This window comes from Streptomyces sp. NPDC031479 (genome assembly GCF_055581065.1).
In genome coordinates this window covers 354,932-381,081 of record NZ_JBVIKC010000002.1, presented here as the reverse complement: position 1 = coordinate 381,081, position 26,150 = coordinate 354,932, and the positions used below count along the sequence as shown (strand labels likewise).

Genomic DNA, 26,150 nt, shown 5'->3' with positions numbered 1-26,150 from the left:
ACCGCCGTCCCGGCCCCCGCCGAGCGCGCGGAGAGCCGCAAGCCGGTCATCCTGGCCGTGGACGACGACCCGCAGGTGCTGCGGGCGGTCCGCAGGGACCTGCGCAGCGCCTACGGCGACCGCTACCGGGTGCTCGGCGCCTCCTCCGCGGCCGACGCCCTGAAGATCCTGGACTCCCTCGACGAGCGCGGTCACGACCCCGCCCTGTTCCTCGTCGACCAGCGGATGCCCGACGTGACCGGGGTGGAGTTCCTGCTGGAGGCCGTCAGCCGGTTCCCGGACGCGCGCCGGGTCCTGCTCACGGCGTACGCGGAGACCGACGCCGCGATCACCGCCATCAACCGGGTGCGGCTGGACTACTACCTGCTCAAGCCCTGGGACCCGCCGCACGAGCGGCTCTTCCCGGTCCTGGACGACCTGCTCTCCGACTGGCTGGCCACCTACCGGCCGGCGTACGACGGGATCATCGTCGCGGGGCACCTGGTCTCCCCCGGCACCCACGCCGTCCGGGACTTCTTCACCCGCAACGGGCAGCCGTTCCGCTTCCTGAACGTCGAGCGCGACCCCGAGGCCCTGACGGTGATCGCCGCCGCGCAGGCGGACGCCGCGCTCCCGCTGGTGCGCTTCCCGGACGGCTCGGTGCTCTCCGCCCCGAGCGACACCGAGCTGGCCCGCCGCCTCGGCCTGGCCACCACCGCCTCCCGCCCGCACTACGAGTGCGTCATCGTCGGAGCCGGACCCGCCGGGCTGGCCGCCGGGGTGTACGCGGCCTCCGAGGGCCTGTCCACGCTGATGCTGGACTCCCGTGCCCCGGGCGGGCAGGCCGGCACCTCCAGCCTGATCGAGAACTACCTCGGCTTCCCCTCGGGCCTCTCCGGCGGCGACCTGACCCGCCGGGCCACGATCCAGGCCTCCCGGTTCGGCGCCGAGATCCTGCACCCCGTCGAGGTGGTCTCCCTGACCCGGGACGACCCGGCGAAGATCCTGACCCTGGCCGACGGTACGGAGATCAGCGCCGAGACGGTGCTGCTGGCGACCGGCGTCTCGTACAACCGGCTGGACGCCCCCGGCGCGGACCGGTTCGAGGGCGCGGGGCTGTACTACGGCGCGGCCACCACGGAGAGCTCGGCCTGCATCTCGCAGCACGTGTTCATCGTGGGCGGCGCCAACTCGGCCGGGCAGGCCGCCGTCCACTTCGCCAAGTACGCGGCCCGCGTGACCATCCTGGTCCGCGCCGCCTCCCTGGACGCGAGCATGTCCCGCTACCTGATCGACGAGATCGAGCGGACCCCGAACGTCGAGGTCCGGGTGCGCACGACGGTGGTGGCGCTGGACGGCGGCGAGCACCTGGAGCGGATCACCCTGCACGACGCCGACACCGGTGCGGACACGGTGACCCCGGCCCGGTTCATGTTCACCTTCATCGGCGCACGCCCGCACACCGACTGGCTGGCCGGGGTGGTGGAGCGCGACGGGTACGGCTTCGTGCTCACCGGCTCCGACCTGATCGCCAACGGCGGAGAACTCCCGGCGGAGTGGAGCCTGGAGCGCGCGCCCTACCCGCTGGAGACCAGCGTCCCCGGGGTCTTCGCGGCGGGCGACGTCCGGGCCCACTCGGTCAAGCGGGTCGCCTCGGGCGTCGGCGAGGGCGCCATGGCGGTGTCGCTGATCCACCGCTACCGCTCGATGGGCTGAGAGCGAACACCCGGCCGGACACCGGCCGGGCCCTTGCGATCAAGAGGAGAGCGGATGCAACGTTGATTACATGATTACAGCCGAACAGAGCGAGAAGCTCCGCGCGTGGTTCGCCGAGCGCCTGCCGGTGGACGTCTACGAGTCCCTCGTCTCGGTCACCGTCGACCGGGAGGAGATCACGGTCGTCGGCACCGTCCCGGCGGCCGAGTCCGTCAAGGAGTTCCGCGAGCGCACCCGCGAGCAGCGCATCGAGGTCGCCCGGGAGGCGGAGGAGCTCTACCGCCGCAAGGTCGCCTGGGGCGTGCGTTCGGGTGCGGAGACCACCCTCTTCACCCACCTCGCCGTCCCCGTCATGACCCGGCTGCGCCAGTCCGAGCGCCAGGTGCTCGACACCCTGGTCGCCGGGGGCGTGGCGCGCAGCCGGGCGGACGCCCTGGCCTGGTGCGTCCGCCTCGTCGGGAGCAACACCGACACCTGGCTCGCCGAGCTGAGGGAGTCCCTCGACAAGGTGCGGGAGGTCCGCGCCCAGGGCCCGGACATCCAGAAGTCGCAGTCCGAGTAGGGGAACCCCTCGCCGGGCACGCATGATCCCGGAAGGGTAGCCGGGACCACCTGATCCCAGGGAGAGGCACGCACACCATGACCACGACCGTCGAGTACATCCGCTACCGGATCGCCTCGCAGGACCAGCAGGCGTTCGAGGAGGCGTACGCGAGGGCCGCCGAGGCCCTGGCCGCCTCGCCCGAGTGCATCGACTACGAGCTGGCCCGCTGCGAGGAGGAGAAGGAGCGCTACATCCTCCGCATCCGCTGGACCTCGATCGACGCCCACCTGAACGGCTTCCGCAAGGGCGAGCACTTCCCTGCGTTCTTCAGCGCGATCCGCCCGTACGTGACGGCCATCGAGGAGATGCAGCACTACCTCGTGACCGGTGTGGTGGGTCCGGGAAAGGCCGCCGGTCAGTCATGAGCACCACGCCCACGATCTACGAGTGGATGGGCGGTGCGGAGGCCATGCGCCGCCTCACCGACGTCTTCTACGCGCACGCCCTGCGGGACGAGATCCTGGCCCCGGTCTTCGCGGGCATGGACTCGGAGCACCCCCAGCACGTCGCCGTCTGGCTGTCGGAGGTCTTCGGCGGCCCGGCGGAGTACTCGGCGCACCACGGCGGCCACCGGCACATGGCCACCAAGCACCTGGGGCGCGGCATCACCGAGAAGCAGCGCCGCCGTTGGGTGGACCTGCTGCTGGACACGGCCGACGAGGTCGGCCTGCCGACGGACCCGGAGTTCCGCGCGGTGTTCGTCTACTACATCGAGTGGGGCACCCGGATGGCCCTGATCTACTCGGGCCCCAATCCGCCGCCGGTGGACGCGGCGAAGATCCCGGTCTGGTCCTGGGGCCAGACCCCGCCCTGGGTCCCCGAGGCCGTGGCGGGCGAGTGACCACCGTGGGGGCGGCCGGGGCCGCCCCCACGGACGTTCCCGGGCCCCGGGGGCCCTCAGCCCCGGCGGGGTCCGGGGCGCGCGGCCCGGGGCGGAGCCCCGTCCGGGGCGGACCCGGCCAGCAGCACCGTCAGCGGCGCGGCCCCCTCGGCCTCGCGCCAGAAGTCCACGGCCTCCTCCAGGACCTCCCGCAGCGTCTCCCAGTCCTGCGGACGCTCGGCCGCGTACCCGCGCCACGAACTCACCACGAGCAGCCTCCCGGGCGCCGGCGGCAGCCACGACAGGTCCACCAGTACGTCGGCCAGCGCGTCCCAGTTCCCGCCGAACCACTCCGGCGCCCGCAGGACGTCCGCGCACCGCCGCATCAGGGCGGCCTTGCTCCGTACGCCGTCCAGGTCCAGCCGTACGACGGCCCAGCCCGCCTCCTCGGCGGCGGCCAGCGCGGGGGCGAGCGGCTGCGGGTCCAGGCTCATCGGAGAACCGCCTTGAAGGTCTGGTAGTGGTCGTCCGTGTAGTAGAACTCCCCGCCCCCGCCGGTCACGATCCGCCGGGCCCCGCGGTCGCGTTCGCCCGGGGTCCGCACGGTGAACTCGTGGTAGTAGCCGCGCTTCTGCTTCGGCAGGACCTTCTCGAAGTTCCCGAAGACGGTCCCGTCCTGCCGGTACGCGTACGGCCCGCCCCTGTCGATCAGGGCCAGCACCTCGCGCGCCTGCTGCGGCAGCGCGTCGGCCCGCACGGTGGCCATCCCCCTGGCCCACCCGGGGACCTCGCGGGCACCCGCGCTGGCACCCGTACCCGCGCCGGCGCTGGTGGCGGGCGGCGGGGCGGACTTCCCGCCGCATCCCGCCGCACCGACCAGCACGGCGCACAGGAACAGAGCCCCCAGCACACGCAGCAGCGACCGGGGCACGTTCCGAAGGATCATGCACCGATCGTGCCAAATATCCGATTCGCTCGCGAATCGCCTGATGGCGTCAGGGCACTGACGGGCTCAGAGCACGGACATCTTGGTGTAAGGGCTCAGGATTCGTTTCTGGACCGACCCGAAGTCGACGAGAACGGCGATCCCCTCCTCGATCCCGACGACACGGCCGAGGCCGTGCTCGTCGTGACTCACCCGGTCGCCGACGCTGAACTGCCGGAGCGGCGGTTCCACGGGGGCCTTGAACGGGCTGGACGGCAAATGGCGGCGAGGTACTGCTGACTTAGTCATCGAAGCCAGTATGCGCCCCCGGGGCCGCCCCGCGGTCCGCTGTTCGGGTCTCGATTCCGGCACCATCCGCATCACCGGCCGGCGCGGCCGCCCCGTCAGTCGTCCGGGTCGGCCCGGTCGAGCGCCGGACGGAGCCCGGGAGCGGACTCGGTGAGCAGGTAGTCCGCGACCGCCGTGTCCGTGACGAGGCTGGTCACCAGCCCGGAACGGAGCACCGCCCCGATCGCGGAGGCCTTGCGCAGGCCGCCCGCGATCGCCACGACCTCGGGGATCCGGCGCAGCCGGTCCGCCTCGACGGTGATGCACCGCTCGCCGAGGTCGCGCCCGACCCTTCGGCCTTCCGAGTCGAAGAGGTGTGCGGACATCTCCGCCGCGACGCCGAGGGAGGCGTAGTGCGCGCGCTCCTCGTCGGTCAGCATGTCGTGGACGGTGGAGATGCCGGGCTCCCAGGAGCCGATCGAGACGGCGGCGACCGTCACCTTGTCGAAGTACTCGAAGGCCCGCGCGATGCCCGTCTGGCTGCGCAGGGCGGCCGCGGTCGCCGGATCGGGCAGCAGCATCGGGGCGTAGATCGGGTGGGCGTCCCCGCCGGAGACCTGCGCGGCCCGGCGGACGGCCTCCACGGAGCCGCGCTCGGCCGTCCCGGCGTCGTACACGCCGGTCAGCTGGACCACGGTGCAGGGGGGCAGCCGGTGCAGGGAGGCGGCCATGTGGATGGTGGAACGCCCCCACGCCAGCCCGAGCACGTCGCCCTCGTTGACGAGCTCGCCGAGCAGGTCGGCGGCGACCGCGCCGAGGTTCTCCGGGTCCGGAGCGTCCTCGGTGGCGTCGGCCGGCGACTCCACCACGACCGCGTGCCTCAGCCCGTACCGGGCGCGGAGCGCGTCGGAGCGCTCCGCGTCCAGTTCGGCCGGCACCCGGATCTCGATGCGTACGAGGTCGCGTTCGAGGGCCGTCTCCAGGACCCGGGCCACCTTGAAGCGGCTCACGCCGAACTCCTCGGCGATCTGGATCTTGGACTTGCCCTCCAGGTAGAAGCGACGGGCCATGGCCGCCGCCTGCACCAGCTCCGCGGGTCCCATCCGCAGGGCTGACCGTCCCGCCGACATTGCAGACACCGCGCTCTCCTCACTGCTGTTCACACTGTCGTGTTCACACTCTCGACTCGCCGTTCATCCTGTCAGATCCGACGGCCGTTGATCAGCCTGGACGGCTTCCGTTCACCGAGCTGTTCATCAAGCCTCGCTCAGTGGTCGCACGCCCAGGGGGCGGCGGCGATCGCCGCACCCGCCTGCTCACGCAGGGTCCGCACCGCGGCGGCCGGGTCGACCGCCCCGTAGACCGCGCTGCCCGCGACGAACACGTCGGCGCCGGCCTCCGCCACCCGCTCGATCGTGGAGGCCGAGACCCCGCCGTCGACCTGGAGCCACAGCTCCAGCCCGTGCTTGGCGATCAGCTCCCGGGTCCGGCGGACCTTGGGCAGCATGATGTCGAGGAAGGACTGGCCGCCGAAGCCCGGCTCGACCGTCATGATCAGCACCATGTCGAGCTCGGGGAGGATGTCCTCGTACTGCTCGATCGGGGTGCCGGGCTTGAGCGCCATCGCCGCACGGGCCCCCTTCGCCCGGATCTCCCGAGCGAGGCGCACCGGAGCCGCGGCGGCCTCGGCGTGGAAGGTGACGGAACCGGCCCCGGCCTCCACGTATTGCGGCGCCCAGCGGTCCGGGTCCTCGATCATCAGGTGCAGGTCCAGCGGGATGTCCGTGGCACGGCTCAGGGACTCCACGATCGGGACGCCGAGGGTGAGGTTCGGGACGAAATGGTTGTCCATGACGTCGACGTGCAGCCAGTCGGCCCCCTCGACGGCCCGCGCCTCGTCGGCGAGACGGGCGAAGTCGGCGGACAGGATGCTGGGATTGATCTGAACGGCCATGCCCCAAGCCTGCCATGCCCTCGGCCACTTCCGGCCACGGCCCCGGAACTCGGGGTTTCCGTAGCGGCACTTAATTGATCATGGAGCATATTTCACTTGTCCTTCGATGTGCGGGTGGTGGACGGTTCTGCGCATGACAGACACCGTCCCCGGGCGGTCCGGCCCGTCCCGAGGAGTCAGCCCAGGCATGGCGTCCGTCCCCACCGCACCAGACGAAACCGCAGAATCCGCCGAATCCGCCGAAGCCTCCGGCCGTCGCACGGCGTCCGGCAGCCCGTGGCGCAACCGGGACTTCCGCGCCCTCTTCGGCGCCACGACCCTCAGCCAGTCCGCCGCCAACACCGGCTACATCGCCGTCCCGCTGCTCGCCCTGACCGGCCTGCGCGCGAGCGCCGCCCAGGTCGGCGCCCTCGCCGCGCTCTCCACCGCCGCCTTCCTGCTGATCGGCCTCCCGGCCGGGGCCTGGGTGGACCGGCTGCGCACCCGTCGGGTGCTGATCGCGGCCGACCTCGCCCGCGCCGGGCTCTTCGCCTCCCTGCCCGCCGCCTGGTGGCTCGACCGGCTCACCCTGGCCCAGCTGTACGCGGTCGTCCTGCTCGCCGGCTGCGCCACCGTGTTCTCCGAGGTCGGGGCCCAGAGCGTGCTGCCGCAGCTGGTCGGGCGGGACGCCCTGGTCCCCGCGAACGCCGCCCTCGTGACCCTGATGGCCACGGCGAACATCGCCGGACGGGGCGCGGGCGGTGCCCTCATCGCCGCCCTCACCGCGCCGGTCGCCCTGGCGGGCTGCGCGCTCGGCTACCTCGGCTCCGCGCTGGGCCTGCTGCGGATCCGTCCCGTCCCCGCGCCGCCGGCCGCCGCCCGGACACCGCTGCGGCGGCAGATCATGGAGGGCCTGCGCCACGTACTGGGCCACGGGGAACTGCGGGCACTGGCCCTGACCTCGACCCTCACCAACCTGGGCGGCTCCGCCGTCAACGCGATGCTGCCCGTGCTGTTCGTACGGGAGCTCGGCCTGTCCCCGGCCGCGCTCGGCCTGTTCTGGGCGGCGGGCGGCGCGGGAGTGCTGCTCGGCGCCCGGCTGGCGCGGCCCTTCGCGGCCCGCGTGGGCTACGGCCGCGCCCTCACCCTCAGCCTGACCCCGGCGGCGCTCCTGGTGCCCCTGTTGGACCACGGGGGGTGGCTCTGGGCGGCGGGCGCGGCCTGGCTGCTGGCCCACATGACGATCGGCTCCAACAACGTCCTCGGCGTCAGCCTCCGCCAGCACCTGACCCCGGACCCGCTCCTCGGCCGCATGAACGCGACCTTCCGCTTCATGCTGACCGGCGCCCTGGCCCTCGGCTCCGCCCTGTCGGGCCTCCTCGCCGCGGCGGCCGGTCTCCACGCCGCCCTGTGGGCCGGCGCCGCCTTCCTGTCCCTGTCCTGCGTCCCGATCGCCCTCTCCCCGGTCCGCTCCCGGCGCACCGGGGTGTGAGGGCCCTGCCGCCCCGCTACGCCGTGCGGCGCAGCAGGGCGAGGTACATCGCGTCCGTGCCGTGCAGGTGCGGCCACAGCTGGACGTCGGGGCCGTCGCCGAGGGCGGGGACGCCCTGCATGTACGGGCGGGCGTCGATCAGTTCGGCCGACACCGCGCGGGCGCCGGCGCCCCGGCCCTTGAGGACGTCGTCCACGACCACCCGGGTCTCCGCCAGGTGCGGGGAGCAGGTCGCGTATCCCACGACACCGCCCACGCGCACCGCGGCGAGCGCCTCGCGCAGCAGCCCGCGCTGGAGCGGCGCGAAGCCCTCCAGGTCCTCGGGGCGCCGCCGCCAGCGGGCCTCGGGCCGGCGCCGCAGCGCGCCCAGGCCGGAGCAGGGCACGTCCACCAGCACGCGGTCGAAGGACCCCGGCAGCCACGGGGGCCGGGTGCCGTCGGCCGCGATGACCTGGTACGGGCCCGGGTTCCCGGCCAGCGCGCGCTCCACGAGCCGGGCCCGGTGGGGCTGCTTCTCGGAGGCCAGCAGGAAGGCTCCGCGCCGCGCGGCCAGCGCGCCGAGCAGCGCCGCCTTGCCGCCGGGACCCGCGCAGCCGTCGAGCCAGCGCGCGTCGCGCCCCTCGACGGGCACCGCGGCGAGGGCCATCGCCACCAGCTGGCTGCCCTCGTCCTGCACGCCGGCGCGCCCCTCGCGGACGGCCTCCAGCGCACCCGGCTCGCCGCCCTCGGCCATCCGCACCGCGTACGGGGACCAGCGCCCCGGCAGCGCCGAGTCCTCGCCGACGGCCTCCAGCAGCTCCTCGGGCGTGGACCGGCCCGGACGGGCCACCAGCGTCACCTCGGGCCGCTCGTTGTCGGCTTCGAGCAGGTCCTCGATCCCGGCGCGGCCTCCGCCCAGGGCGTCCCACAGGGCGCTGACGACCCAGCGGGGGTGCGAGTGGTAGACGGCGAGGTGTTCCTCGGCGTCGTCCTCGTACGGCGGGGCGACCCGCTCCAGCCAGCCGTCGAGGTCGTGCGCGGAGATCTTGCGGAGCACGGCGTTCACGAACTTGGCGCGGCCGTCTCCGAGCACCACGCGGGCCAGTTCGACGCTGGCCGAAACCGCGGCGTGCGTGGGGATGCGGGTGCCGAGCAGCTGGTGGGCGCCGAGCGAGAGCACGTCCAGCACCGGCGGGTCGACCTCGCGCAGCGGCCGGTCGATGCAGGCCTTGATCACCGCGTCGTAGGTGCCCTGGCGGCGCAGGGTGCCGTAGACCAGCTCGGTGGCCAGGGCCGCGTCGCGCGCCTGGAAGCTCTCGTCCTGGCGGGCCTTCTTCAGCAGCGGGGGCAGCACGAGGTTGGCGTAGGCGTCGCGCTCGTCCACCGCCCGCAGCACCTCGAAGGCCAGCATCCGGACGGGGTCCTTCTGGGGCCGGCGGTACGGCTTGGCCGGACGGCCGCCCTGCTTGCCGGACGGCTTGCCGGCGCCTGCGGCGGCGGGACGACGACGGGGCTGTTCGCTCACGTGAAAGGTGCTCCGGGGTTACGAGGTACTGCGGTGGTGGGTCACGGGGTACTGCCGGGCCCGCGCGGGGCGGACCGGTCGCGGAATCAGCCTACGTCGGCCGCGCCCAGGCGCTCGCCGGGAGCGATACGCACCCCGCGGGCCCAGTCGGCGCCCTTCATCGGCTTCTTGCCCTGCGGCTGTACCCACAGCAGCTCGACGGCGTGCGAGCCGGTGCCGACGTACACGTTGTTCTTGGCCGGGGCCAGCACGCCCGGCGCGAGGTCGGTGCGGTCGGCGACGAGCCCCACGGAGATCAGCTTGAGCCGCTCGCCGCGGAAGACGGTCCACGCGCCCGGGGCGGGCGTGCAGCCGCGCACCACGCGGTCGGCGCGCAGCGCGGGGGCGTTCCAGTCGACGCGCGCGTCCTCGACCGTGATCTTCGGCGCGAGCGAGATCCCGTCGGCGGGCTGCGGGACGGCGCGCAGGGTGCCGTCCTCGATGCCGTCCATGGTCGCGGACAGCAGTCCTGCGCCGGCGAAGGCGAGCCGGGTCAGCAGGTCGCCGCTGGTGTCGGACGGGCGGATCTCCTCGGTGAGCACCCCGAAGACGGGGCCGGTGTCCAGCCCTTCCTCGATGCGGAAGGTGGAGGCGCCGGTGACCTGGTCCCCCGCCATGATCGACTGCTGGACGGGGGCCGCGCCGCGCCAGGCGGGGAGCAGGGAGAAGTGCAGGTTGACCCATCCCCGGGCGGGGATCTCCAGGGCGCTCCTGGGGATCAGCGCCCCGTAGGCGACGACCGGGCAGCAGTCCGGGCCGATCTCGCGCAGCCGGGCCTGGAACTCCTCGTCGCGCGGCCGCGCGGGCTTGAGCACCTCGATCCCGGCTTCCTCGGCGCGTTCGGCGACCGGGCTGGCGACGAGCCGGCGTCCGCGGCCGGCCGGGGCGTCGGGCCGGGTGATGACGGCGGCGACCTCGTGCCGCCCGGAGGCGATCAGGGCGTCCAGGGCGGGCACGGCGACCTCGGGGGTGCCTGCGAAGACGAGCTTCACTGGGGTCCTACCTCGCTATCTCGGCTGTCAGCAGCGCACCAGTCTATGGGGCCCGCCCCCGCCCGCCCACCTGCGGTGCCGAGGGGGGCGTACGCACACACGCGCGCCTCTCGCATATGCCGACACGCCCCTGGAGCGTGACTTCCTCGCGGTATGGCGCGTTGGTCAAGGCAGATTGACCGAAACGGGCCGCGAACGAGAACGGTGTCTGCGGCCCGATCCGCTCTCCAGCACCGGTTCGAGAGGCTTCTTCATGGCCGACCACGCCACTCATGACGCCCAAGCACGGGCCAGCCTGCACCTCCTCGTGCGGGACATCGAGCGGGTTCGCCGACAGGTGGACGCTCTGCGCACCCTCACCGCCCAGCTCGGCAACGTGTACCGCCCGCGCCGCTCCGGGCCGTCCACGGGCTTCGTCGTCTACGGCAGGGCCCCCGCACCCACCGTCCGGCTCGCCCAGGAGCTGCGGGACAGCGTCGAGACGCTGGTCACCGCGGCGGTGGACTTCGACCGCTCGCTCGGCTTCTCGTGGGACGCGGTCGGCTCCGCGCTCGGTGTCACCAAGCAGGCCGTGCACCGCCGCTACGGGGCACGCCGCGCGCAGGCCGCCGAGTCCGCTGAGCCGCCGGCCGAGGGCACCACGACCCGGACGCTCGGTCCGCTGCCCACCATCCCGGCGGCCCGCTCGGTGCCCCCGCAGCCGGTGCGCGAGGACACCCAGGCCGCCGCCGCCCCGGCCGCCCGCCAGTCGGCGTTCCCGGGACCCCGCAACGGCTGACCCCGTCCGCGCCGCCGGGACGCCGACCCCCGACGGCACCGACGCAGCGGGAGCACGTGCCTCGAACGCCGGCGGGGCTGGAGCCGCGCAGCGGGACTCCAGCCCGGGCGGCGTTCGAGCGCACCGGGTGCGCCGCGCCCGGAACGGGCCCGGGGCCCGCCCCGGGGAACGGGCGGAGGGCGGCGCGGGGCGAACGGCCCCGCGCAGCGGCCCCCGCCACCCGGCCTCAGCCGATGTCCGGCGGGTCGATCCGGATCCGGACCGCGTCCGCCGCCGCGACGCCCCGCGCCATCCGCGCGGCCTGCGCCGACTTCAGCGCCGCGGCCAGCGCGGCCCCGCTCCCCGGCGGGACCCGGACCAGGGCCCGCTCCCCCGGTGAGGGCTCCCCCCGCCGCCCGGGCAGCGGTACGGGTCCCAGGACCTCCGCGTCCGGCGGCAGCCCGACGGCCCCGAGGAAGGCCTCCAGCGCCTCCCCCCGGCCCGCCACGGCGGCCATCCGCGACACCGGCGGGAAACCCAGCTGGGCCCGCTCGGCCAGTTCCCGTACGGCGTGCCCGACCGGGTCCCAGCGCACCAGCGCCTGCACGGGCCGCAGCGTCGGCTCGGCCACGACGACCACCTGCCCCTCCCCGCGCACCAGCGACGCGGCGGCGATCCAGCGGCGCAGCGCCTCCTCCCCCGCCCGCAGGTCGGGCCGGCCCAGCATGGCCCAGCCGTCCAGCAGCAGCGCCGCCGCGTACCCGGCGCCCGCGGCGACCGGCTCGGCCCCCGGGGTGCACACCACCAGTGCCGGGCGGTCCGGCACCTCGTCCAGCACGTGGTCGCGCCCGGAAGTCCGTACGGGCACGGCGGGGAAGGCCCGGCCCAGCTCCTCGGCGGTGCGCCGCGCGCCCACCACCTGGGCGCGGAGCCGGAAGGACCCGCACTCCTGGCAGTGCCAGGCGCTCTCGGCCCGGCCGCACCAGCCGCAGTGCAGGTCCCGCTCGTCGGGGGCCTCCAGGGGCCCGGCGCACACGGTGCAGCGGGCGGGGGTGCGGCAGCGCTCGCAGGCGAGCCGGGGCGCGTAGCCGCGCCGGGGCACCTGGACGAGGACCGGCCCGGTCTTCAGGCCCTCCCGGACGGTCTCCCAGGCGAGGCTCGGCAGCCGGGCCGCGCGGGCCGCCCCGTCGCGCGCCAGCAGTTCGTCGCCGACGGTGCGGATGCGCGGGGCGACGGAGCGCACCGTCTCCCGGTCGGCCACGAGCGGGCGGGCCCAGCCCGTCTCGACGAGCTGGGCGGCCTCCACCGTGCAGCTGGTGCCGCCGGCCAGGAAGGCGCAGCCGTCGGTGACGGCGCGCAGTTCCAGGACCTCGCGGACGTGCGGGAAGGGGGCGTGGTCGTCGCTGTGGCTGGAATCCCCGTCGTCCCAGATCGCCACCAGCCCGAGGTCGCGCACGGGGGCGAACATCGCGGCCCGGGTGCCGACGACCGCGCGCACCGAGCCCCGGCTCACCGCGAGCCACTGCCGGTAGCGCTTCTCGGGCCCGGACTCGGCCGTCAGCAGGGCGTGCCGCCCCTCGCCGAGCAGTTCGGTGAGGGCGGCGTCGACCCGGGCGGCGGTGCGCCCGTCCGGGACCACGGCCAGGGCGCCCCGGCCGGAGGCGAGGGTCGCCGCCATGGCACGGGCCAGTTCCCCGGCCCAGCCGGGGCCGGGCAGGGCGGTCCACACGGCGCGGGGGGCCCCGCCGGTGGCGAGGGCCCGCAGGAACGCGGGCCCGGCGCCGTAGCGGGTCCAGCCGCCGGGCTCGGGCACGGGGGGCGGGGGCAGCGGTTCGGGCGAGGGTTTGGCCTCGGCGCGGGCGCTGCGCGCGGGCAGGGCGAGCTGGAGGACGTCGGCGAGGCTGCCCGCGTACCGGTCGGCGACGGCGCGGGCGAGGGCCAGCACGGGCGCGGAGAGGACGACCTCGGGCGAGACCACCTGGGCCAGGGCGGCCAGCGCCCCGTTGTAGTCGGACTCGGCGCACCGCTCCACGATGAAGCCGTCGATGAGCCCGCCGCCCTCACGGCGGCCGCCGTGCACGCGGTGGGAGCCGGCGCCGAAGCGGACCCGGACGCGGACGCCCGGCCGGGCGGTCTCGGCGAGCTCGGCGGGCACCGCGTAGTCGAAGAGCCGGTCGAGGTGGAGCACGCCCTTGTTCACCAGGACGCGGGCGACGGGCAGCTCCTCGGCGACCGCGGCCCCGCGCCAGGTCCGCGGTTTGGCCTTGGGCGCCTTGGCCTTCGCCTCGGCGACCATCTCCCGGATCAGTGCGAGCTGCTCCGGCGGGGAATCGTTCGCGCTGCTCACACAGGCATTCTTACCAAAGACCACTGACAGCGAACGGCCCCGGACCTCGCGGTCCGGGGCCGTTCGTCGCGTGCGGCGGCGTTTACAGACCGGCGGCGGCGCGCAGGGCGTCGACGCGGTCGGTGCGCTCCCAGGTGAAGTCCGGCAGCTCGCGGCCGAAGTGGCCGTAGGCGGCGGTCTGGGCGTAGATCGGGCGCAGCAGGTCGAGGTCGCGGATGATCGCGGCCGGGCGCAGGTCGAAGACCTCGCCGATGGCGTCCTCGATCTTCTGGACGTCGACCTTGGCGGTGCCGAAGGTCTCGACGAAGAGGCCGACGGGCTCGGCCTTGCCGATCGCGTACGCGACCTGGACCTCGCAGCGCGCGGCCAGGCCGGCGGCGACCACGTTCTTCGCGACCCAGCGCATGGCGTACGCGGCGGAGCGGTCGACCTTCGACGGGTCCTTGCCGGAGAAGGCGCCGCCGCCGTGGCGGGCCATGCCGCCGTAGGTGTCGATGATGATCTTGCGGCCGGTGAGGCCGGCGTCGCCCATCGGGCCGCCGATCTCGAAGCGGCCGGTCGGGTTCACCAGCAGCCGGTAGCCCTCGGTGTCCAGCTTGATGCCGTCCTCGACGAGCTGCGCCAGCACGTGCTCCACGACGAACTCGCGGATGTCCGGGGCGAGCAGCGAGTCCAGGTCGATGTCCGCGGCGTGCTGCGAGGACACGACGACGGTGTCCAGGCGCACGGCCTTGTCGCCGTCGTACTCGATGGTGACCTGGGTCTTGCCGTCGGGACGCAGGTACGGGATGGTCCCGTTCTTGCGGACCTCGGACAGGCGGCGCGAGAGCCGGTGCGCGATGTGGATCGGGAGCGGCATCAGCTCGGGGGTCTCATCGCAGGCGTAGCCGAACATCAGGCCCTGGTCGCCGGCGCCCTGCTTGTCGAGCTCGTCCTCGTCACCCTCGACGCGCTGCTCGTACGCCGTGTCCACGCCCTGGGCGATGTCGGGCGACTGCGCACCGATGGACACCGACACGCCGCAGGAAGCGCCGTCGAAGCCCTTCTTGGACGAGTCGTAACCGATCTCGAGGATCTTGTCGCGGACGAGCTGGGCGATCGGCGCGTACGCCTTGGTGGTCACCTCGCCCGCGATGTGGACGAGACCGGTGGTGATGAGAGTCTCCACGGCCACACGCGAGGTCGGGTCCTCGGTGAGGAGCGCGTCGAGGATCGTGTCGCTGATCTGGTCAGCGATCTTGTCGGGGTGACCCTCGGTGACGGACTCCGAGGTGAACAAGCGACGGGACACAACGCTCCCTGGGGTTGCAGCGGCTGCTGGCTGATCATTTGGCGGAACCACACCGGGGGCTGCGCCCGGTCACGTTCCAGGTTGCAGTTTATCGGTCGCCACCGTTCGCCGGACCACCCGTCTCGCCTTATGGGAGCCATGTGACCTGCGGCACTCCATTCTGACGCACGGATTTGCCTCCGAGAAGAGCGACGCTCAGGCGCTTCTGGAGCCGTCCTGGGGTGCGAGGAGTCCCACCACCCGGTCCCAAATCACGTCCGCCAGAGCTTCCTTCGGACCGTGGGGCACCGGAGTCTCTCCACCATCGGAGGCCAGGACGACTGCCTCATTCTCCTCCGAACCGAAGGTCTTGGTGGCGCCGACCTCGTTGACCACGAGAAGGTCACACCCCTTGCGGCGGAGCTTGGCCCGGCCGTTGGCGAGCACGTCGTCGGTCTCGGCGGCGAAACCGACGACGACCTGGCCCTCCCGGGCCCGGTCGGCGGAGATCTCCGCGAGCACGTCGGGGTTGCGCACGAGGGCGACGGGCGCGGGGTCCTGTCCGTCCTTCTTCTTGATCTTGCCGTCGGCGTACCGGGCCGGCCGGAAGTCGGCCACCGCCGCCGCCATCACGACTGCGTCGGCGTCGGCGGCCGCCTTCAGCACCGCCTCGCGCAGCTGGAGGGCGGTCCCCACGCGTACGACGTCCACTCCGGCCGGGTCCGCGAGCGCGGTGTTGGCCGCGACGAGGGTGACCCGGGCTCCGCGGGCGGCGGCCGTGCGGGCGAGGGCGTAGCCCTGCTTGCCGGAGGAGCGGTTGCCGAGGAAGCGGACGGGGTCGAGCGGCTCCCGGGTCCCGCCGGCGCTGATCACCACGTGGCGTCCGGCCAGGTCGGGCCCGGCCGCACCGCGCGCCAGGACCCGGCGGCAGACCTCGTAGATCTCCTCGGGGTCGGGCAGCCGGCCCTTGCCGGTGTCCTTGCCGGTGAGCCGGCCCACGGCGGGCTCGATCACGACGGCGCCGCGGCGGCGGAGCGTGGCGACGTTCTCCTGCGTGGCGGGGTGCTCCCACATCTCGGTGTGCATCGCGGGGGCGAAGACCACCGGGCAGCGGGCGGTGAGCAGGGTGTTGGTGAGCAGGTCGTCGGCGAGCCCGTGGGCGGCCTTGGCCAGCATGTCGGCGGTGGCGGGGGCGACGACGACGAGGTCGGCTCCCTGCCCGATGCGCACGTGGGGCACCTCGTGGACGGTCTCCCAGACCTCGGTGGAGGCCGGGTTCCCGGAGAGCGCGGACCAGGTGGCCTCGCCGACGAAGTTCAGGGAGGCGGCCGTGGGCACCACCCGGACGTCGTGCCCCGACTCCGTCAGCCGGCGCAGCAGCTCACAGGCCTTGTACGCGGCGATCCCGCCGCTGACCCCCAGCACGACCTTCGGCTTACCCGGCTTGTCCACCACTCGCTCCCCGTTCGGAATCGGTCTACGCCACCTATGACACACCACAGGCCCGGCAGATGTTCTGCCGGGCCTGTGGTGAAGAGAATGTTCCGCGCCTTACTGGGCCGGGGCCTCGATGGCCTCGGAGGTCAGCAGGCCCGCGTTGATCTCGCGCAGCGCGATCGAAAGCGGCTTCTCGTGGACGTGGGTGTCCACCAGCGGGCCGACGTACTCAAGCAGGCCCTCGCCGAGCTGCGAGTAGTACGCGTTGATCTGACGCGCGCGCTTGGCCGCGTAGATCACGAGGCTGTACTTCGAGTCCGTGGCCTCGAGCAGCTCGTCGATCGGCGGGTTGATGATGCCCTCGGGCGCAGTGATGGAAGAGGACACGCTCTACCTTCCGAAGATGGGTGAAAGATCAAACATCAATCGACATGACATCGATCAACGATCAAACAACTTTCATCAAGGCTAGCAGCTCACGCGCCACGTCCTCGACGGAGGTGTTGACCAGGGTGGTGTCGAACTCGGACTCGGCAGCCAGTTCGATCTTGGCGGAGTCGAGCCTGCGCTCGATCACCTCGGGGGATTCGGTACCGCGGCCGGTGAGCCGGCGGACCAGTTCGTCCCAGCTGGGCGGGGCCAGGAAGACCAGCTGGGCGTCGGGCTTGGACTCGCGGACGAGCCGGGCGCCCTGGAGGTCGATCTCCAGCAGCACCGGTTCGCCGTTGTCCAGGCGTTCCAGCACCGCGCCGCGGGGTGTGCCGTAGCGGTTGCCCGCGAACTCGGCCCACTCCAGCAGCTCGCCGTTGGCGATCAGCTTGTCGAACTCGTCGTCGTTGACGAAGAAGTAGTGGATTCCGTGTCGCTCACCGGGCCGCGGCTTGCGGGTGGTGGCCGACACCGAGAGCCATACCTCGGGGTGGACCTTGCGCATATGCGCGACGACCGTGCTCTTGCCGACCCCCGAAGGGCCGGAGAGCACGGTCAGCCGCGGACGAACCTCTGCTGCCATAGAGCGATTATCCAGGTTCTCGGGACTGCATGAGAACGCCGGGAGAACTTCGGGCGACGCCTCAGGCGCCGCTACCGCCGAACTCACGCTCCAGAGAGGCGATCTGGTTGGAACCGAGACCTCGGACACGCCGGGACTCGGAGATGCCGAGGCGCTCCATGATCTGCTTGGCGCGGACCTTGCCCACGCCGGGCAGCGACTCCAGAAGGGCGGAGACCTTCATCTTGCCGATGACGTCGTTCTCCTGGCCCGTCTTGATGACGTCGTGGAGGGAGGCGCCGGAATGCTTGAGTCGATTCTTCACCTCGGCCCGCTCCCGGCGAGCCGCGGCGGCCTTTTCGAGCGCTGCTGCGCGCTGTTCAGGGGTAAGGGGCGGAAGAGCCACGCCTACGTCACCTCGGATGTCGAACTGTCGGATACGGACCGGCGAGGAGCCCCAGGGCACCACGCCGGGCGAGCCTCCCGAACAGCGCGGTAAATCGTTCGCTGCTCGTTCACTCTGGTCGGAGACTAGCGGCCATGGCCGCTCCAGTCAGCGAGAACGGACGAAAAGTCCTGGTCAGCCTCCACTGAACCGTACATCACGGACAAAGTACCCCGGTTTTGTCCGGGGAAAGACGTTCGAATTTCGTCAAGCCGTGCCATGTGTCCGTGCCGAGGTGTTCGCGGGCGTGGCCCCGGAGGGGGATTACGACGCGACGGCCGCGCGGATCTCGTCCGCGAACCGGCGGGACGCCTCGCGCAGCGCGGTCACGTCCGGACCGTGCTTCAGGACACCCCGCGACACGTTCGGGACGACGTTGCCGACCGCCTTTCCGAAGACCGCCGGGAGGTCCGCCGCCGTCGCGCCCTGCGCGCCGATGCCGGGAGCCAGCAGCGGCCCGTTGATGTCCAGGTCGAAGGAGGACAGGTCCCCCAGCGTCGCCCCGACCACGGCCCCGAAGGAGCCCATCGGCGCGGCTCCCTCGTTCTCCGCGGCCAGGTGCGCCAGCATCGTCGCCCCGATGGTCCGGCCGTCCTCGCGGACCGCCCGCTGGACCTCCGCGCCCTCCGGGTTGGAGGTGAGCGCCAGGACGAACAGGCCCGCACCGGACTCACGCGCCAGCTCCACGGCCGGCTTCAGCGAGCCGTAGCCGAGGTACGGGGACACCGTCAGCGCGTCCGAGAACAGCGGGGACGCCGGGTCCAGGAAGGCCGAGGCGTACGCGGCCATGGTGGAGCCGATGTCGCCCCGCTTGGCGTCCATCAGCACCAGCGTGCCCGCCGCCCGCGCGTCGGCCACCGTCCGCTCCAGCACCGCCACGCCGCGCGAGCCGAAGCGCTCGAAGAAGGCCGCCTGCGGCTTGAAGACCGCCACCTGGTCGGCCAGGGCCTCCACGACGGTGCGGGAGAACCGCTCCAGGCCCGCGATGTCGTCGTCCAGGCCCCAGGAGGCCAGCAGGGCGGCGTGCGGATCGATGCCCACGCACAGGGGGCCCCGAGCGTCCATGGCGGCGCGCAGACGGGTACCGAACGGGGTCACAGGGCTCACAGCGCGGCCTTTCGGGTCTCGGCGCCCACCGCTTCGGCGAGGGTCGCGTAGGGGCTGGCGGCCAGGCGCGCGGCCAGGCCCTTGTGGATGGCGCGGGCGTAGAACGGGCCCTCGTAGATGAAGGCGCTGTAGCCCTGGATCAGGGTGGCGCCCGCGAGGATGCGCTGCCAGGCGTCCTCGGCGTTCTCGATGCCGCCGACGCCCACCAGGACCATCCGGTCCCCCACGCGCGCGTACAGGCGGCGCAGGACCTCCAGGGAGCGTTCCTTGACGGGCGCTCCGGACAGCCCGCCGGTCTCCTTGACCAGCGAGGGGTCGGACTTCAGGCCGAGGCCCTCGCGCGCGATGGTGGTGTTGGTCGCGATGATGCCGTCCAGGCCCAGCTCCAGTGCGAGGTCGGCGACGGCGTCGACGTCCTCGTCGGCGAGGTCGGGGGCGATCTTGACGAGCAGCGGCACCCTGCGGCCGGTCACCGAGCGGTCGGCGGCCTCGCGCACGGCGGTCAGCAGCGGGCGCAGCGACTCGGTGGCCTGGAGGTTGCGCAGGCCGGGGGTGTTCGGCGAGGAGACGTTGACGACGAGGTAGTCGGCGTGCCGGGCCAGGCGCTCGGTGGAGAGCACGTAGTCCGCGGCGGCCTCCTCCTCGGGCACCACCTTGGTCTTGCCGATGTTGACGCCGACGACGGTCCGGAAGACGGGGTTGCGGGCGGCGAGCCGCTCGGCGACGGCGGCGGAGCCCTCGTTGTTGAAGCCCATGCGGTTGATCAGGGCGCGGTCGGGGACGAGGCGGAAGAGCCGCTTCTTGGGGTTGCCGGGCTGCGCCTGTCCGGTGACCGTGCCGATCTCGACGTGGTCGAAGCCGAGCATGGACATGCCGTCGATGGCGACGGCGTTCTTGTCGAAGCCGGCCGCGAGCCCGAAGGGGCCGTGCATCCGCAGGCCGAGGGCCTCGGTGCGGAGCCCCTCGTACCGGGGCGCGAGGGCCGCCGCGACGAAGGTGCGCAGCACGGGGGTGCGGGCGGCGAGGCGGATCCAGCGGAAGGCCGTGTAGTGGGCCTGCTCCGGGTCCATCCGCTTGAAGACGAGGTTGAAGAAGAGTTTGTACACGGTGCCTGAGGATCCCTCTGCGCTCATGAGGAAGGGGACACCCGGCGCGCGGTCGGCGCGCCGGGGTCCCCCTCCTTCGTACGGGCCTGTCGTCAGTCGCGGGCGGCGGTCAGGTGCTCCGCGTGCTCCTGGAGGGAGCGGACGCCCACGTCACCGCGGTTGAGCGCGTCGATGCCCTGGACGGCGGCGGCGAGCGCCTGGACCGTGGTCAGGCACGGGACGCTGCGCGCCACGGCCGCCGTGCGGATCTCGTAGCCGTCGAGGCGGCCGCCGGTCCCGTACGGAGTGTTGACGATCAGGTCGACCTGGCCGTCGTGGATGAGCTGGACGATGGTCTTCTCGCCGTCGGGGCCCTCGCCCTCGCTGAGCTTGCGCACCACGGTGGCGTTGATGCCGTTGCGGCGCAGCACCTCGGCGGTGCCCGAGGTGGCGAGGAGTTCGAAGCCGTGGGCGACGAGCTCGCGCGCCGGGAAGATCATCGAACGCTTGTCGCGGTTGGCGACGGAGATGAAGGCGCGGCCCTTGGTGGGCAGCGGGCCGTAGGCACCCGCCTGCGACTTGGCGTAGGCCGTGCCGAAGACGGAGTCGATGCCCATGACCTCGCCGGTGGAGCGCATCTCCGGGCCGAGGACGGTGTCCACGCCGCGGCCGTGGATGTCGCGGAAGCGCGACCACGGCATGACGGCCTCCTTGACGGAGATCGGCGCGTCGAGCGGCAGGGTGCCGCCGTCGCCGGTCTTCGGGAGCATGCCCTCCTCGCGCAGCTCGGCGATGGTGGCGCCGAGGGAGAGGCGGGCGGCGGCCTTCGCGAGCGGGACGGCGGTCGCCTTCGAGGTGAAGGGGACGGTCCGGGAGGCGCGCGGGTTGGCCTCCAGGACGTAGAGGATGTCACCCGCCATCGCGAACTGGATGTTGATCAGGCCGCGGACGCCGACGCCCTTGGCGATGGCCTCGGTGGAGGCGCGCAGGCGCTTGATGTCGTAGCCGCCGAGGGTGATCGGGGGCAGGGCGCAGGCGGAGTCGCCGGAGTGGATGCCGGCTTCCTCGATGTGCTCCATGACGCCGCCGAGGTAGAGCTCGTGGCCGTCGTAGAGGGCGTCGACGTCGATCTCGATCGCGTCGTCGAGGAAGCGGTCGACCAGGACGGGGCGGGTCGGGGAGATCTCGGTGGACTCCGCGATGTACGACTCCAGGCGGGTCTCGTCGTAGACGATCTCCATGCCGCGGCCGCCGAGCACGTAGGACGGGCGCACGAGGACCGGGTAGCCGATCTCGTCCGCGATCGCCTTCGCGCCCGCGAAGGTGGTGGCGGTGCCGTGCTTGGGGGCGGGCAGGCCCGCCTCGGCCAGGACCTGGCCGAAGGCGCCGCGGTCCTCGGCGGCGTGGATGGCCTCCGGCGGGGTGCCGACGACCGGGACGCCGTTGTCCTTGAGCGCCTGGGCCAGACCGAGGGGGGTCTGGCCGCCGAGCTGGACGACGACACCGGCGATGGGGCCGGCCAGCGACTCGGCGTGGACGATCTCCAGCACGTCTTCGAGCGTCAGCGGCTCGAAGTACAGGCGGTCGGAGGTGTCGTAGTCCGTCGAGACGGTCTCCGGGTTGCAGTTGACCATCACGGTCTCGTAGCCGGCGTCGCTGAGGGCGAAGGAGGCGTGGACGCAGGAGTAGTCGAACTCGATGCCCTGGCCGATGCGGTTCGGGCCGGAGCCCAGGATGATCACCGCGGGCTTGGTGCGCGGCGCGACCTCGGACTCCTCGTCGTAGGACGAGTAGAAGTACGGGGTCTTCGCGGCGAACTCGGCGGCGCAGGTGTCGACCGTCTTGTAGACCGGGCGGACGCCGAGCGCGTGGCGGACCTCGCGGACGACGTCCTCGCGCAGCCCGCGGATCTCGGCGATCTGGGCGTCGGAGAAGCCGTGGCGCTTGGCCTCGGCGAGCAGCTCGGGGTGGAGCTTCTCGGCGGCGGCCAGCTCGTCGGCGATCTCCTTGATCAGGAAGAGCTGGTCGACGAACCAGGGGTCGATCTTCGTGGACTCGAAGACCTCTTCCTGGGTGGCGCCGGCGCGGATGGCCTGCATGACGGTGTTGATGCGGCCGTCGGTGGGGCGCACGGCGGTGGCGAGGAGCTCGTCCTTGTCGCCGACGGGGCCGACGAAGGTGAACTGCGAGCCCTTCTTCTCCAGGGAGCGCAGGGCCTTCTGGAGCGCCTCGGTGAAGTTGCGTCCGATCGCCATGGCCTCGCCCACCGACTTCATGGTGGTGGTGAGGGTGGAGTCGGCGAGCGGGAACTTCTCGAAGGCGAAGCGCGGGGCCTTGACGACGACGTAGTCGAGGGTCGGCTCGAAGGAAGCCGGGGTCTTCTCGGTGATGTCGTTCGGGACCTCGTCGAGCGTGTAGCCGATGGCCAGCTTGGCGGCGATCTTGGCGATCGGGAAGCCGGTGGCCTTCGACGCGAGCGCCGAGGAGCGCGAGACGCGCGGGTTCATCTCGATGACGATGACGCGGCCGTCGACCGGGTCGATCGCGAACTGGATGTTGCAGCCGCCGGTGTCGACGCCGACCTCGCGGATGATCGCGATGCCGATGTCGCGCAGCCGCTGGTACTCGCGGTCGGTGAGGGTCATCGCCGGGGCGACGGTGATGGAGTCGCCGGTGTGGACGCCCATCGGGTCGAAGTTCTCGATGGAGCAGACGACGACCACGTTGTCCTTGGTGTCGCGCATCAGCTCCAGCTCGTACTCCTTCCAGCCGAGGATGGACTCCTCCAGGAGCACCTCGGTGGTCGGGGAGAGCGTGAGGCCCTGGCCGGCGATGCGGCGCAGCTCTTCCTCGTCGTGGGCGAAGCCGGAGCCGGCGCCGCCCATGGTGAAGGAGGGGCGCACGACGACGGGGTAGCCGCCGAGGGTGTCGACGCCGGCGATGACGTCGTCCATGGTGTGGCAGATGACCGAGCGGGCTGACTCGCCGTAGCCGATCTTGGCCTTGACGGCCTCGACGACACCCTTGAAGAGGTCGCGGTCCTCGCCCTTGTTGATGGCCTCGACGTTGGCGCCGATGAGCTCGACGCCGTACTTCTCCAGCACACCCTGCTCGTGCATGGAGATCGCGGTGTTGAGCGCGGTCTGGCCGCCGAGGGTCGGGAGCAGCGCGTCGGGGCGCTCCTTCGCGATGATCTTCTCGACGAACTCGGGGGTGATCGGCTCGACGTACGTGGCGTCGGCGATCTCCGGGTCGGTCATGATCGTCGCCGGGTTGGAGTTCACCAGGATGACCCTCAGGCCCTCGGCCTTGAGGATGCGGCAGGCCTGGGTGCCGGAGTAGTCGAACTCGGCGGCCTGGCCGATGACGATCGGGCCGGAGCCGATGACCAGGACGGACTGGATATCGGTGCGCTTAGGCACGCTCGGCCTCCATCAGGGATACGAAGCGGTCGAAGAGGTACGCGGCGTCGTGCGGGCCGGCGGCCGCCTCGGGGTGGTACTGGACGGAGAAGGCCGGCTGGTCGAGCAGCTGGAGGCCTTCCACGACGTTGTCGTTCAGGCAGACGTGCGAGACCTCGGCGCGGCCGTAGGGGGTCTCGGAGACCTTGTCGAGGGGCGCGTCGACGGCGAAGCCGTGGTTGTGCGCGGTGATCTCGACCTTGCCGGTGGTGCGGTCCTGGACCGGCTGGTTGATGCCGCGGTGGCCGTACTTCAGCTTGTAGGTGCCGAAGCCCAGCGAGCGGCCGAGGATCTGGTTGCCGAAGCAGATGCCGAAGAGCGGGGTCTTGCGCTCCAGCACGCCCTGCATGACGGAGACCGCGTGGTCGGCGGTGGCCGGGTCGCCGGGGCCGTTGGAGAAGAACACGCCGTCCGGGGAGACCGCGTAGACGTCCTCGACGGTGGAGGTGGCGGGCAGCACGTGCACCTCGATGCCGCGCTCGGCCATCCGGTGCGGGGTCATGCCCTTGATGCCGAGGTCGACGGCGGCCACGGTGAACTTCTTCTCACCGATGGCGGGGACGACGTAGGCCTCCTTGGTGGCGACCTCCGCGGAGAGGTTCGCACCCTTCATCTGGGGGGCTTCCAGGACGCGCGCCAGCAGCGCGGCGTCGTCGGCGACCGCGTCGCCGGAGAAGATGCCGACGCGCATGGCGCCGCGCTCGCGCAGGTGGCGGGTCAGGGCGCGGGTGTCGACGCCGGAGATCCCGACGACGCCCTGCTTGACCAGCTCCTCGTCCAGCGAGCGCTGCGCGCGCCAGTTGGAGGGGACGCGGGCGGGGTCGCGGACCACGTAGCCGGACACCCAGATGCGGGAGGACTCGGGGTCCTCGTCGTTGACGCCGGTGTTGCCCACGTGCGGGGCGGTCATCACGACGACCTGCCGGTGGTACGACGGGTCGGTGAGGGTCTCCTGGTAGCCGGTCATGCCCGTGGAGAACACGGCCTCGCCGAAGGTCTCCCCCACAGCGCCGTAGGCGCGGCCGCGGAAGATCCGACCGTCCTCCAGGACGAGTACGGCGGGAGCTTTGGCTGCTCCCCTGGTGGAGGTCGTCATCGTTCGGCGCCTTCCGTCGTGATGGATGGGTTCATGAGGTTGATCGCTTCGACCCAGGCGGCGTGTTCGGCCGCGCGGTCGGAGCGGAATCCGGAGTCGATCAGCTTGTCGCCGTGCGCCCAGGTGACGACGAGGAGACCGCCCTCGGTGAGTACCTTGCCCGCGATTCCCTTGTCGAGGCGGGCGCCGCGCAGCTGCGCGGCCGGTACGAAGAAGTCGGTGGCACCCGGACGGACCACGTCGAGGCCCGCGTCGGTGAGCGTGAGCTCGACCCGGCTGCGCACCCCCAGACCGTGGGCGACGATCCGGTCGAGCCACTGCCCGGCGGTGGTGGACCCGTGGTACCGGCCGGTCAGGGCCAGCCGGTGCTCGGGGAGACCGCCGGGGGCGGCGGGGAGCTCCGGCAGATCGCTCTGCAGGGCCCCGCGCCATTTCCAGCCCTGCCGCATCAGCCAGTACACGAACGCGATGAAGACGAGCAGACCGACCACCCACGCGATGCGGGCGCCCCAGTCCGTCACCTCCGCCGACTGTCGTTCGGCGGCCTCGGCGGCCAGTTGGATTACTGCAGGTGTCACGCCAGTTTCCCGTCCACGACCGTTGCCCGGCCCCGCAGGAAGGTGTGAGTGACGCGACCCGGCAGCTCACGGCCCTCGTAAGGCGTGTTGCGGCTGCGGGAGGCGAAGTGTGCGGGGTCCACAGCACCACGGTACGAGGTATCGACCAGCGTCAGGTTGGCGGGTTCACCTGCCGAGACGGGACGGCCGTGGCCGGAGAGCCCGCCGATGCGCGCAGGCGCGGCGGACATCCGGTCGGCGACGCCCGCCCAGTCGAGCAGGCCCGTCTCCACCATCGTCTGCTGGACGACGGAGAGCGCGGTCTCCAGGCCGACCATGCCCATGGCGGCGGCGGCCCACTCGCAGTCCTTGTCCTCGTGCGGGTGCGGGGCGTGGTCGGTGGCGACGATGTCGATCGTGCCGTCGGCGAGCGCCTCGCGCAGGGCCATCACGTCGCGCTCGGTGCGCAGCGGCGGGTTGACCTTGTAGACCGGGTTGTACGAGCGGACGAGCTCGTCGGTGAGGAGCAGGTGGTGCGGGGTGACCTCGGCGGTGACGTCGATGCCGCGGGACTTGGCCCAGCGGACGATCTCGACGGAGCCGGCGGTGGAGAGGTGGCAGATGTGCACCCGGGAACCGACGTGCTCGGCGAGGAGGACGTCGCGGGCGATGATCGACTCCTCGGCGACGGCGGGCCAGCCGCCGAGGCCGAGCTCGGCGGAGACGACGCCCTCGTTCATCTGGGCGCCCTCGGTGAGGCGGGGCTCCTGGGCGTGCTGGGCGACGACGCCGCCGAAGGCCTTCACGTACTCCAGGGCACGGCGCATGATCACGGCGTCGTCCACGCACTTGCCGTCGTCGGAGAAGACGGTGACGCGGGCGGCGGACTCGTGCATGGCGCCCAGCTCGGAGAGCTTCTTGCCCTCCAGGCCGACCGTGACGGCGCCGATGGGCTGCACGTCGCAGTAGCCGGACTCCTTGCCCAGGCGCCAGACCTGCTCGACGACGCCGGCGGTGTCGGCGACCGGGAAGGTGTTGGCCATGGCGAAGACGGCGGTGTAGCCGCCGGAGGCGGCGGCGCGGGTGCCGGTCAGGACGGTCTCGGAGTCCTCACGGCCGGGCTCGCGCAGGTGCGTGTGCAGGTCGACGAGGCCCGGGAGCAGGGTCCGGCCCTCCGCCTCGATGACGGTCGCGCCCTCGGCGGACAGGCCGCTGCCGACCTCCGCGATGGTCTCGCCGTCGATCAGGACGTCCTGCGCCTCGCCACCGAGCACCTTCGCGCCACGAATAAGGATCTTGCTCATC

The 26,150-nt window shown here is 72.6% G+C and carries 25 protein-coding genes; 6 read left to right on the top strand and 19 right to left on the bottom strand.

What is annotated here, in order from left to right:
• The first annotated feature begins 57 nt into the window (after positions 1–57).
• The 4 genes from ACZ5D2_RS04365 (at position 58) to ACZ5D2_RS04350 (ending at position 3,140) form a co-directional block, all read left to right on the top strand.
• Positions 58–1,695, top strand: coding sequence for an FAD-dependent oxidoreductase (locus ACZ5D2_RS04365; RefSeq protein ID WP_371681339.1), 1,638 nt, complete (start codon positions 58–60; stop codon positions 1,693–1,695).
• Positions 1,696–1,765: 70 nt separating this feature from the next.
• Positions 1,766–2,257, top strand: a complete 492-nt coding sequence (locus tag ACZ5D2_RS04360) for a hypothetical protein (protein ID WP_371679470.1) — start codon at positions 1,766–1,768, stop codon at positions 2,255–2,257.
• Positions 2,258–2,334: 77 nt separating this feature from the next.
• Positions 2,335–2,664: a putative quinol monooxygenase gene (locus tag ACZ5D2_RS04355; protein ID WP_371679469.1), complete on the top strand. Its 330-nt coding sequence runs from the start codon at positions 2,335–2,337 to the stop codon at positions 2,662–2,664.
• A complete protein-coding gene (locus ACZ5D2_RS04350) occupies positions 2,661–3,140 on the top strand; it encodes a group II truncated hemoglobin (RefSeq protein ID WP_371679467.1) in 480 nt (159 codons plus the stop codon). Before ACZ5D2_RS04355 ends, ACZ5D2_RS04350 begins: the two co-directional genes overlap by 4 nt.
• Positions 3,141–3,196: 56 nt before the next feature.
• On the opposite strand, the gene ACZ5D2_RS04345 is transcribed toward ACZ5D2_RS04350, so the two are convergent.
• From ACZ5D2_RS04345 to rpe, 5 genes are all read right to left on the bottom strand, one after another.
• The gene (locus ACZ5D2_RS04345; protein ID WP_371679466.1) at positions 3,197–3,613 is read right to left on the bottom strand and encodes a barstar family protein; all 417 of its coding nucleotides are present in this window, start codon (positions 3,611–3,613) and stop codon (positions 3,197–3,199) included.
• Positions 3,610–4,065, bottom strand: a complete 456-nt coding sequence (locus ACZ5D2_RS04340) for a guanyl-specific ribonuclease (protein WP_371679464.1) — start codon at positions 4,063–4,065, stop codon at positions 3,610–3,612. Before ACZ5D2_RS04340 ends, ACZ5D2_RS04345 begins: the two co-directional genes overlap by 4 nt.
• Positions 4,066–4,131: 66 nt before the next feature.
• Positions 4,132–4,353, bottom strand: coding sequence for a CarD family transcriptional regulator (locus tag ACZ5D2_RS04335; protein WP_266837885.1), 222 nt, complete (start codon positions 4,351–4,353; stop codon positions 4,132–4,134).
• A gap of 95 nt (positions 4,354–4,448) precedes the next feature.
• On the bottom strand, positions 4,449–5,462 hold the full coding sequence (locus tag ACZ5D2_RS04330) for a sugar-binding transcriptional regulator (RefSeq protein ID WP_030234040.1): 1,014 nt from the start codon (positions 5,460–5,462) through the stop codon (positions 4,449–4,451).
• A gap of 137 nt (positions 5,463–5,599) precedes the next feature.
• Positions 5,600–6,286, bottom strand: a complete 687-nt coding sequence (gene rpe, locus ACZ5D2_RS04325; protein WP_371679462.1) for a ribulose-phosphate 3-epimerase — start codon at positions 6,284–6,286, stop codon at positions 5,600–5,602.
• Between the two features lie 187 nt (positions 6,287–6,473).
• On the opposite strand from rpe, the gene ACZ5D2_RS04320 reads away from it, so the two are divergent.
• Positions 6,474–7,757: an MFS transporter gene (locus ACZ5D2_RS04320; protein WP_468927085.1), complete on the top strand. Its 1,284-nt coding sequence runs from the start codon at positions 6,474–6,476 to the stop codon at positions 7,755–7,757.
• A gap of 16 nt (positions 7,758–7,773) precedes the next feature.
• Here ACZ5D2_RS04320 and ACZ5D2_RS04315 read toward each other — a convergent pair whose 3' ends face one another.
• Positions 7,774–9,261, bottom strand: coding sequence for an RsmB/NOP family class I SAM-dependent RNA methyltransferase (locus tag ACZ5D2_RS04315; protein WP_371679460.1), 1,488 nt, complete (start codon positions 9,259–9,261; stop codon positions 7,774–7,776).
• 86 nt (positions 9,262–9,347) lie between these two features.
• Positions 9,348–10,292, bottom strand: a complete 945-nt coding sequence (fmt, locus tag ACZ5D2_RS04310; protein ID WP_371679459.1) for a methionyl-tRNA formyltransferase — start codon at positions 10,290–10,292, stop codon at positions 9,348–9,350.
• 253 nt (positions 10,293–10,545) lie between these two features.
• Here fmt and ACZ5D2_RS04305 point away from each other — a divergent pair, with 253 nt between their 5' ends.
• Entirely contained in the window at positions 10,546–11,070 is a 525-nt protein-coding gene (locus ACZ5D2_RS04305) for a hypothetical protein (protein ID WP_371679458.1), read from the top strand.
• Positions 11,071–11,296: 226 nt separating this feature from the next.
• Here the strand turns inward: ACZ5D2_RS04305 and ACZ5D2_RS04300 are convergent, their stop codons facing one another.
• The 12 genes from ACZ5D2_RS04300 to ACZ5D2_RS04245 all read right to left on the bottom strand — a co-directional run bounded on the left by ACZ5D2_RS04300 (position 11,297) and on the right by ACZ5D2_RS04245 (position 26,149).
• On the bottom strand, positions 11,297–13,396 hold the full coding sequence (locus tag ACZ5D2_RS04300; protein ID WP_371679457.1) for a primosomal protein N': 2,100 nt from the start codon (positions 13,394–13,396) through the stop codon (positions 11,297–11,299).
• A gap of 82 nt (positions 13,397–13,478) precedes the next feature.
• The gene (gene metK, locus ACZ5D2_RS04295; RefSeq protein ID WP_100660992.1) at positions 13,479–14,687 is read right to left on the bottom strand and encodes a methionine adenosyltransferase; all 1,209 of its coding nucleotides are present in this window, start codon (positions 14,685–14,687) and stop codon (positions 13,479–13,481) included.
• Positions 14,688–14,882: 195 nt separating this feature from the next.
• The gene (gene coaBC / locus ACZ5D2_RS04290) at positions 14,883–16,118 is read right to left on the bottom strand and encodes a bifunctional phosphopantothenoylcysteine decarboxylase/phosphopantothenate--cysteine ligase CoaBC (RefSeq protein WP_371679456.1); all 1,236 of its coding nucleotides are present in this window, start codon (positions 16,116–16,118) and stop codon (positions 14,883–14,885) included.
• Between the two features lie 99 nt (positions 16,119–16,217).
• Entirely contained in the window at positions 16,218–16,490 is a 273-nt protein-coding gene (gene rpoZ, locus ACZ5D2_RS04285; RefSeq protein ID WP_004948662.1) for a DNA-directed RNA polymerase subunit omega, read from the bottom strand.
• A 61-nt stretch (positions 16,491–16,551) separates the two neighbouring features.
• Positions 16,552–17,115, bottom strand: coding sequence for a guanylate kinase (gene gmk / locus ACZ5D2_RS04280; RefSeq protein ID WP_371679455.1), 564 nt, complete (start codon positions 17,113–17,115; stop codon positions 16,552–16,554).
• Between the two features lie 61 nt (positions 17,116–17,176).
• Positions 17,177–17,500: an integration host factor gene (locus tag ACZ5D2_RS04275; protein ID WP_030234009.1), complete on the bottom strand. Its 324-nt coding sequence runs from the start codon at positions 17,498–17,500 to the stop codon at positions 17,177–17,179.
• A 303-nt stretch (positions 17,501–17,803) separates the two neighbouring features.
• On the bottom strand, positions 17,804–18,646 hold the full coding sequence (gene pyrF, locus ACZ5D2_RS04270) for an orotidine-5'-phosphate decarboxylase (RefSeq protein WP_371679454.1): 843 nt from the start codon (positions 18,644–18,646) through the stop codon (positions 17,804–17,806).
• Complete coding sequence (locus ACZ5D2_RS04265; RefSeq protein ID WP_371679453.1) at positions 18,643–19,752, bottom strand: quinone-dependent dihydroorotate dehydrogenase; 1,110 nt, start codon at positions 19,750–19,752, stop codon at positions 18,643–18,645. The genes pyrF and ACZ5D2_RS04265 overlap by 4 nt, the downstream gene beginning before the upstream one ends.
• A gap of 92 nt (positions 19,753–19,844) precedes the next feature.
• Positions 19,845–23,153, bottom strand: coding sequence for a carbamoyl-phosphate synthase large subunit (gene carB / locus ACZ5D2_RS04260; RefSeq protein ID WP_371679452.1), 3,309 nt, complete (start codon positions 23,151–23,153; stop codon positions 19,845–19,847).
• A complete protein-coding gene (gene carA, locus ACZ5D2_RS04255) occupies positions 23,146–24,288 on the bottom strand; it encodes a glutamine-hydrolyzing carbamoyl-phosphate synthase small subunit (RefSeq protein ID WP_371679451.1) in 1,143 nt (380 codons plus the stop codon). Before carA ends, carB begins: the two co-directional genes overlap by 8 nt.
• Positions 24,285–24,866, bottom strand: a complete 582-nt coding sequence (locus tag ACZ5D2_RS04250) for a PH-like domain-containing protein (protein WP_371679450.1) — start codon at positions 24,864–24,866, stop codon at positions 24,285–24,287. Before ACZ5D2_RS04250 ends, carA begins: the two co-directional genes overlap by 4 nt.
• On the bottom strand, positions 24,863–26,149 hold the full coding sequence (locus ACZ5D2_RS04245) for a dihydroorotase (protein WP_371679449.1): 1,287 nt from the start codon (positions 26,147–26,149) through the stop codon (positions 24,863–24,865). The genes ACZ5D2_RS04250 and ACZ5D2_RS04245 overlap by 4 nt, the downstream gene beginning before the upstream one ends.
• Position 26,150: the final 1 nt, after the last annotated feature.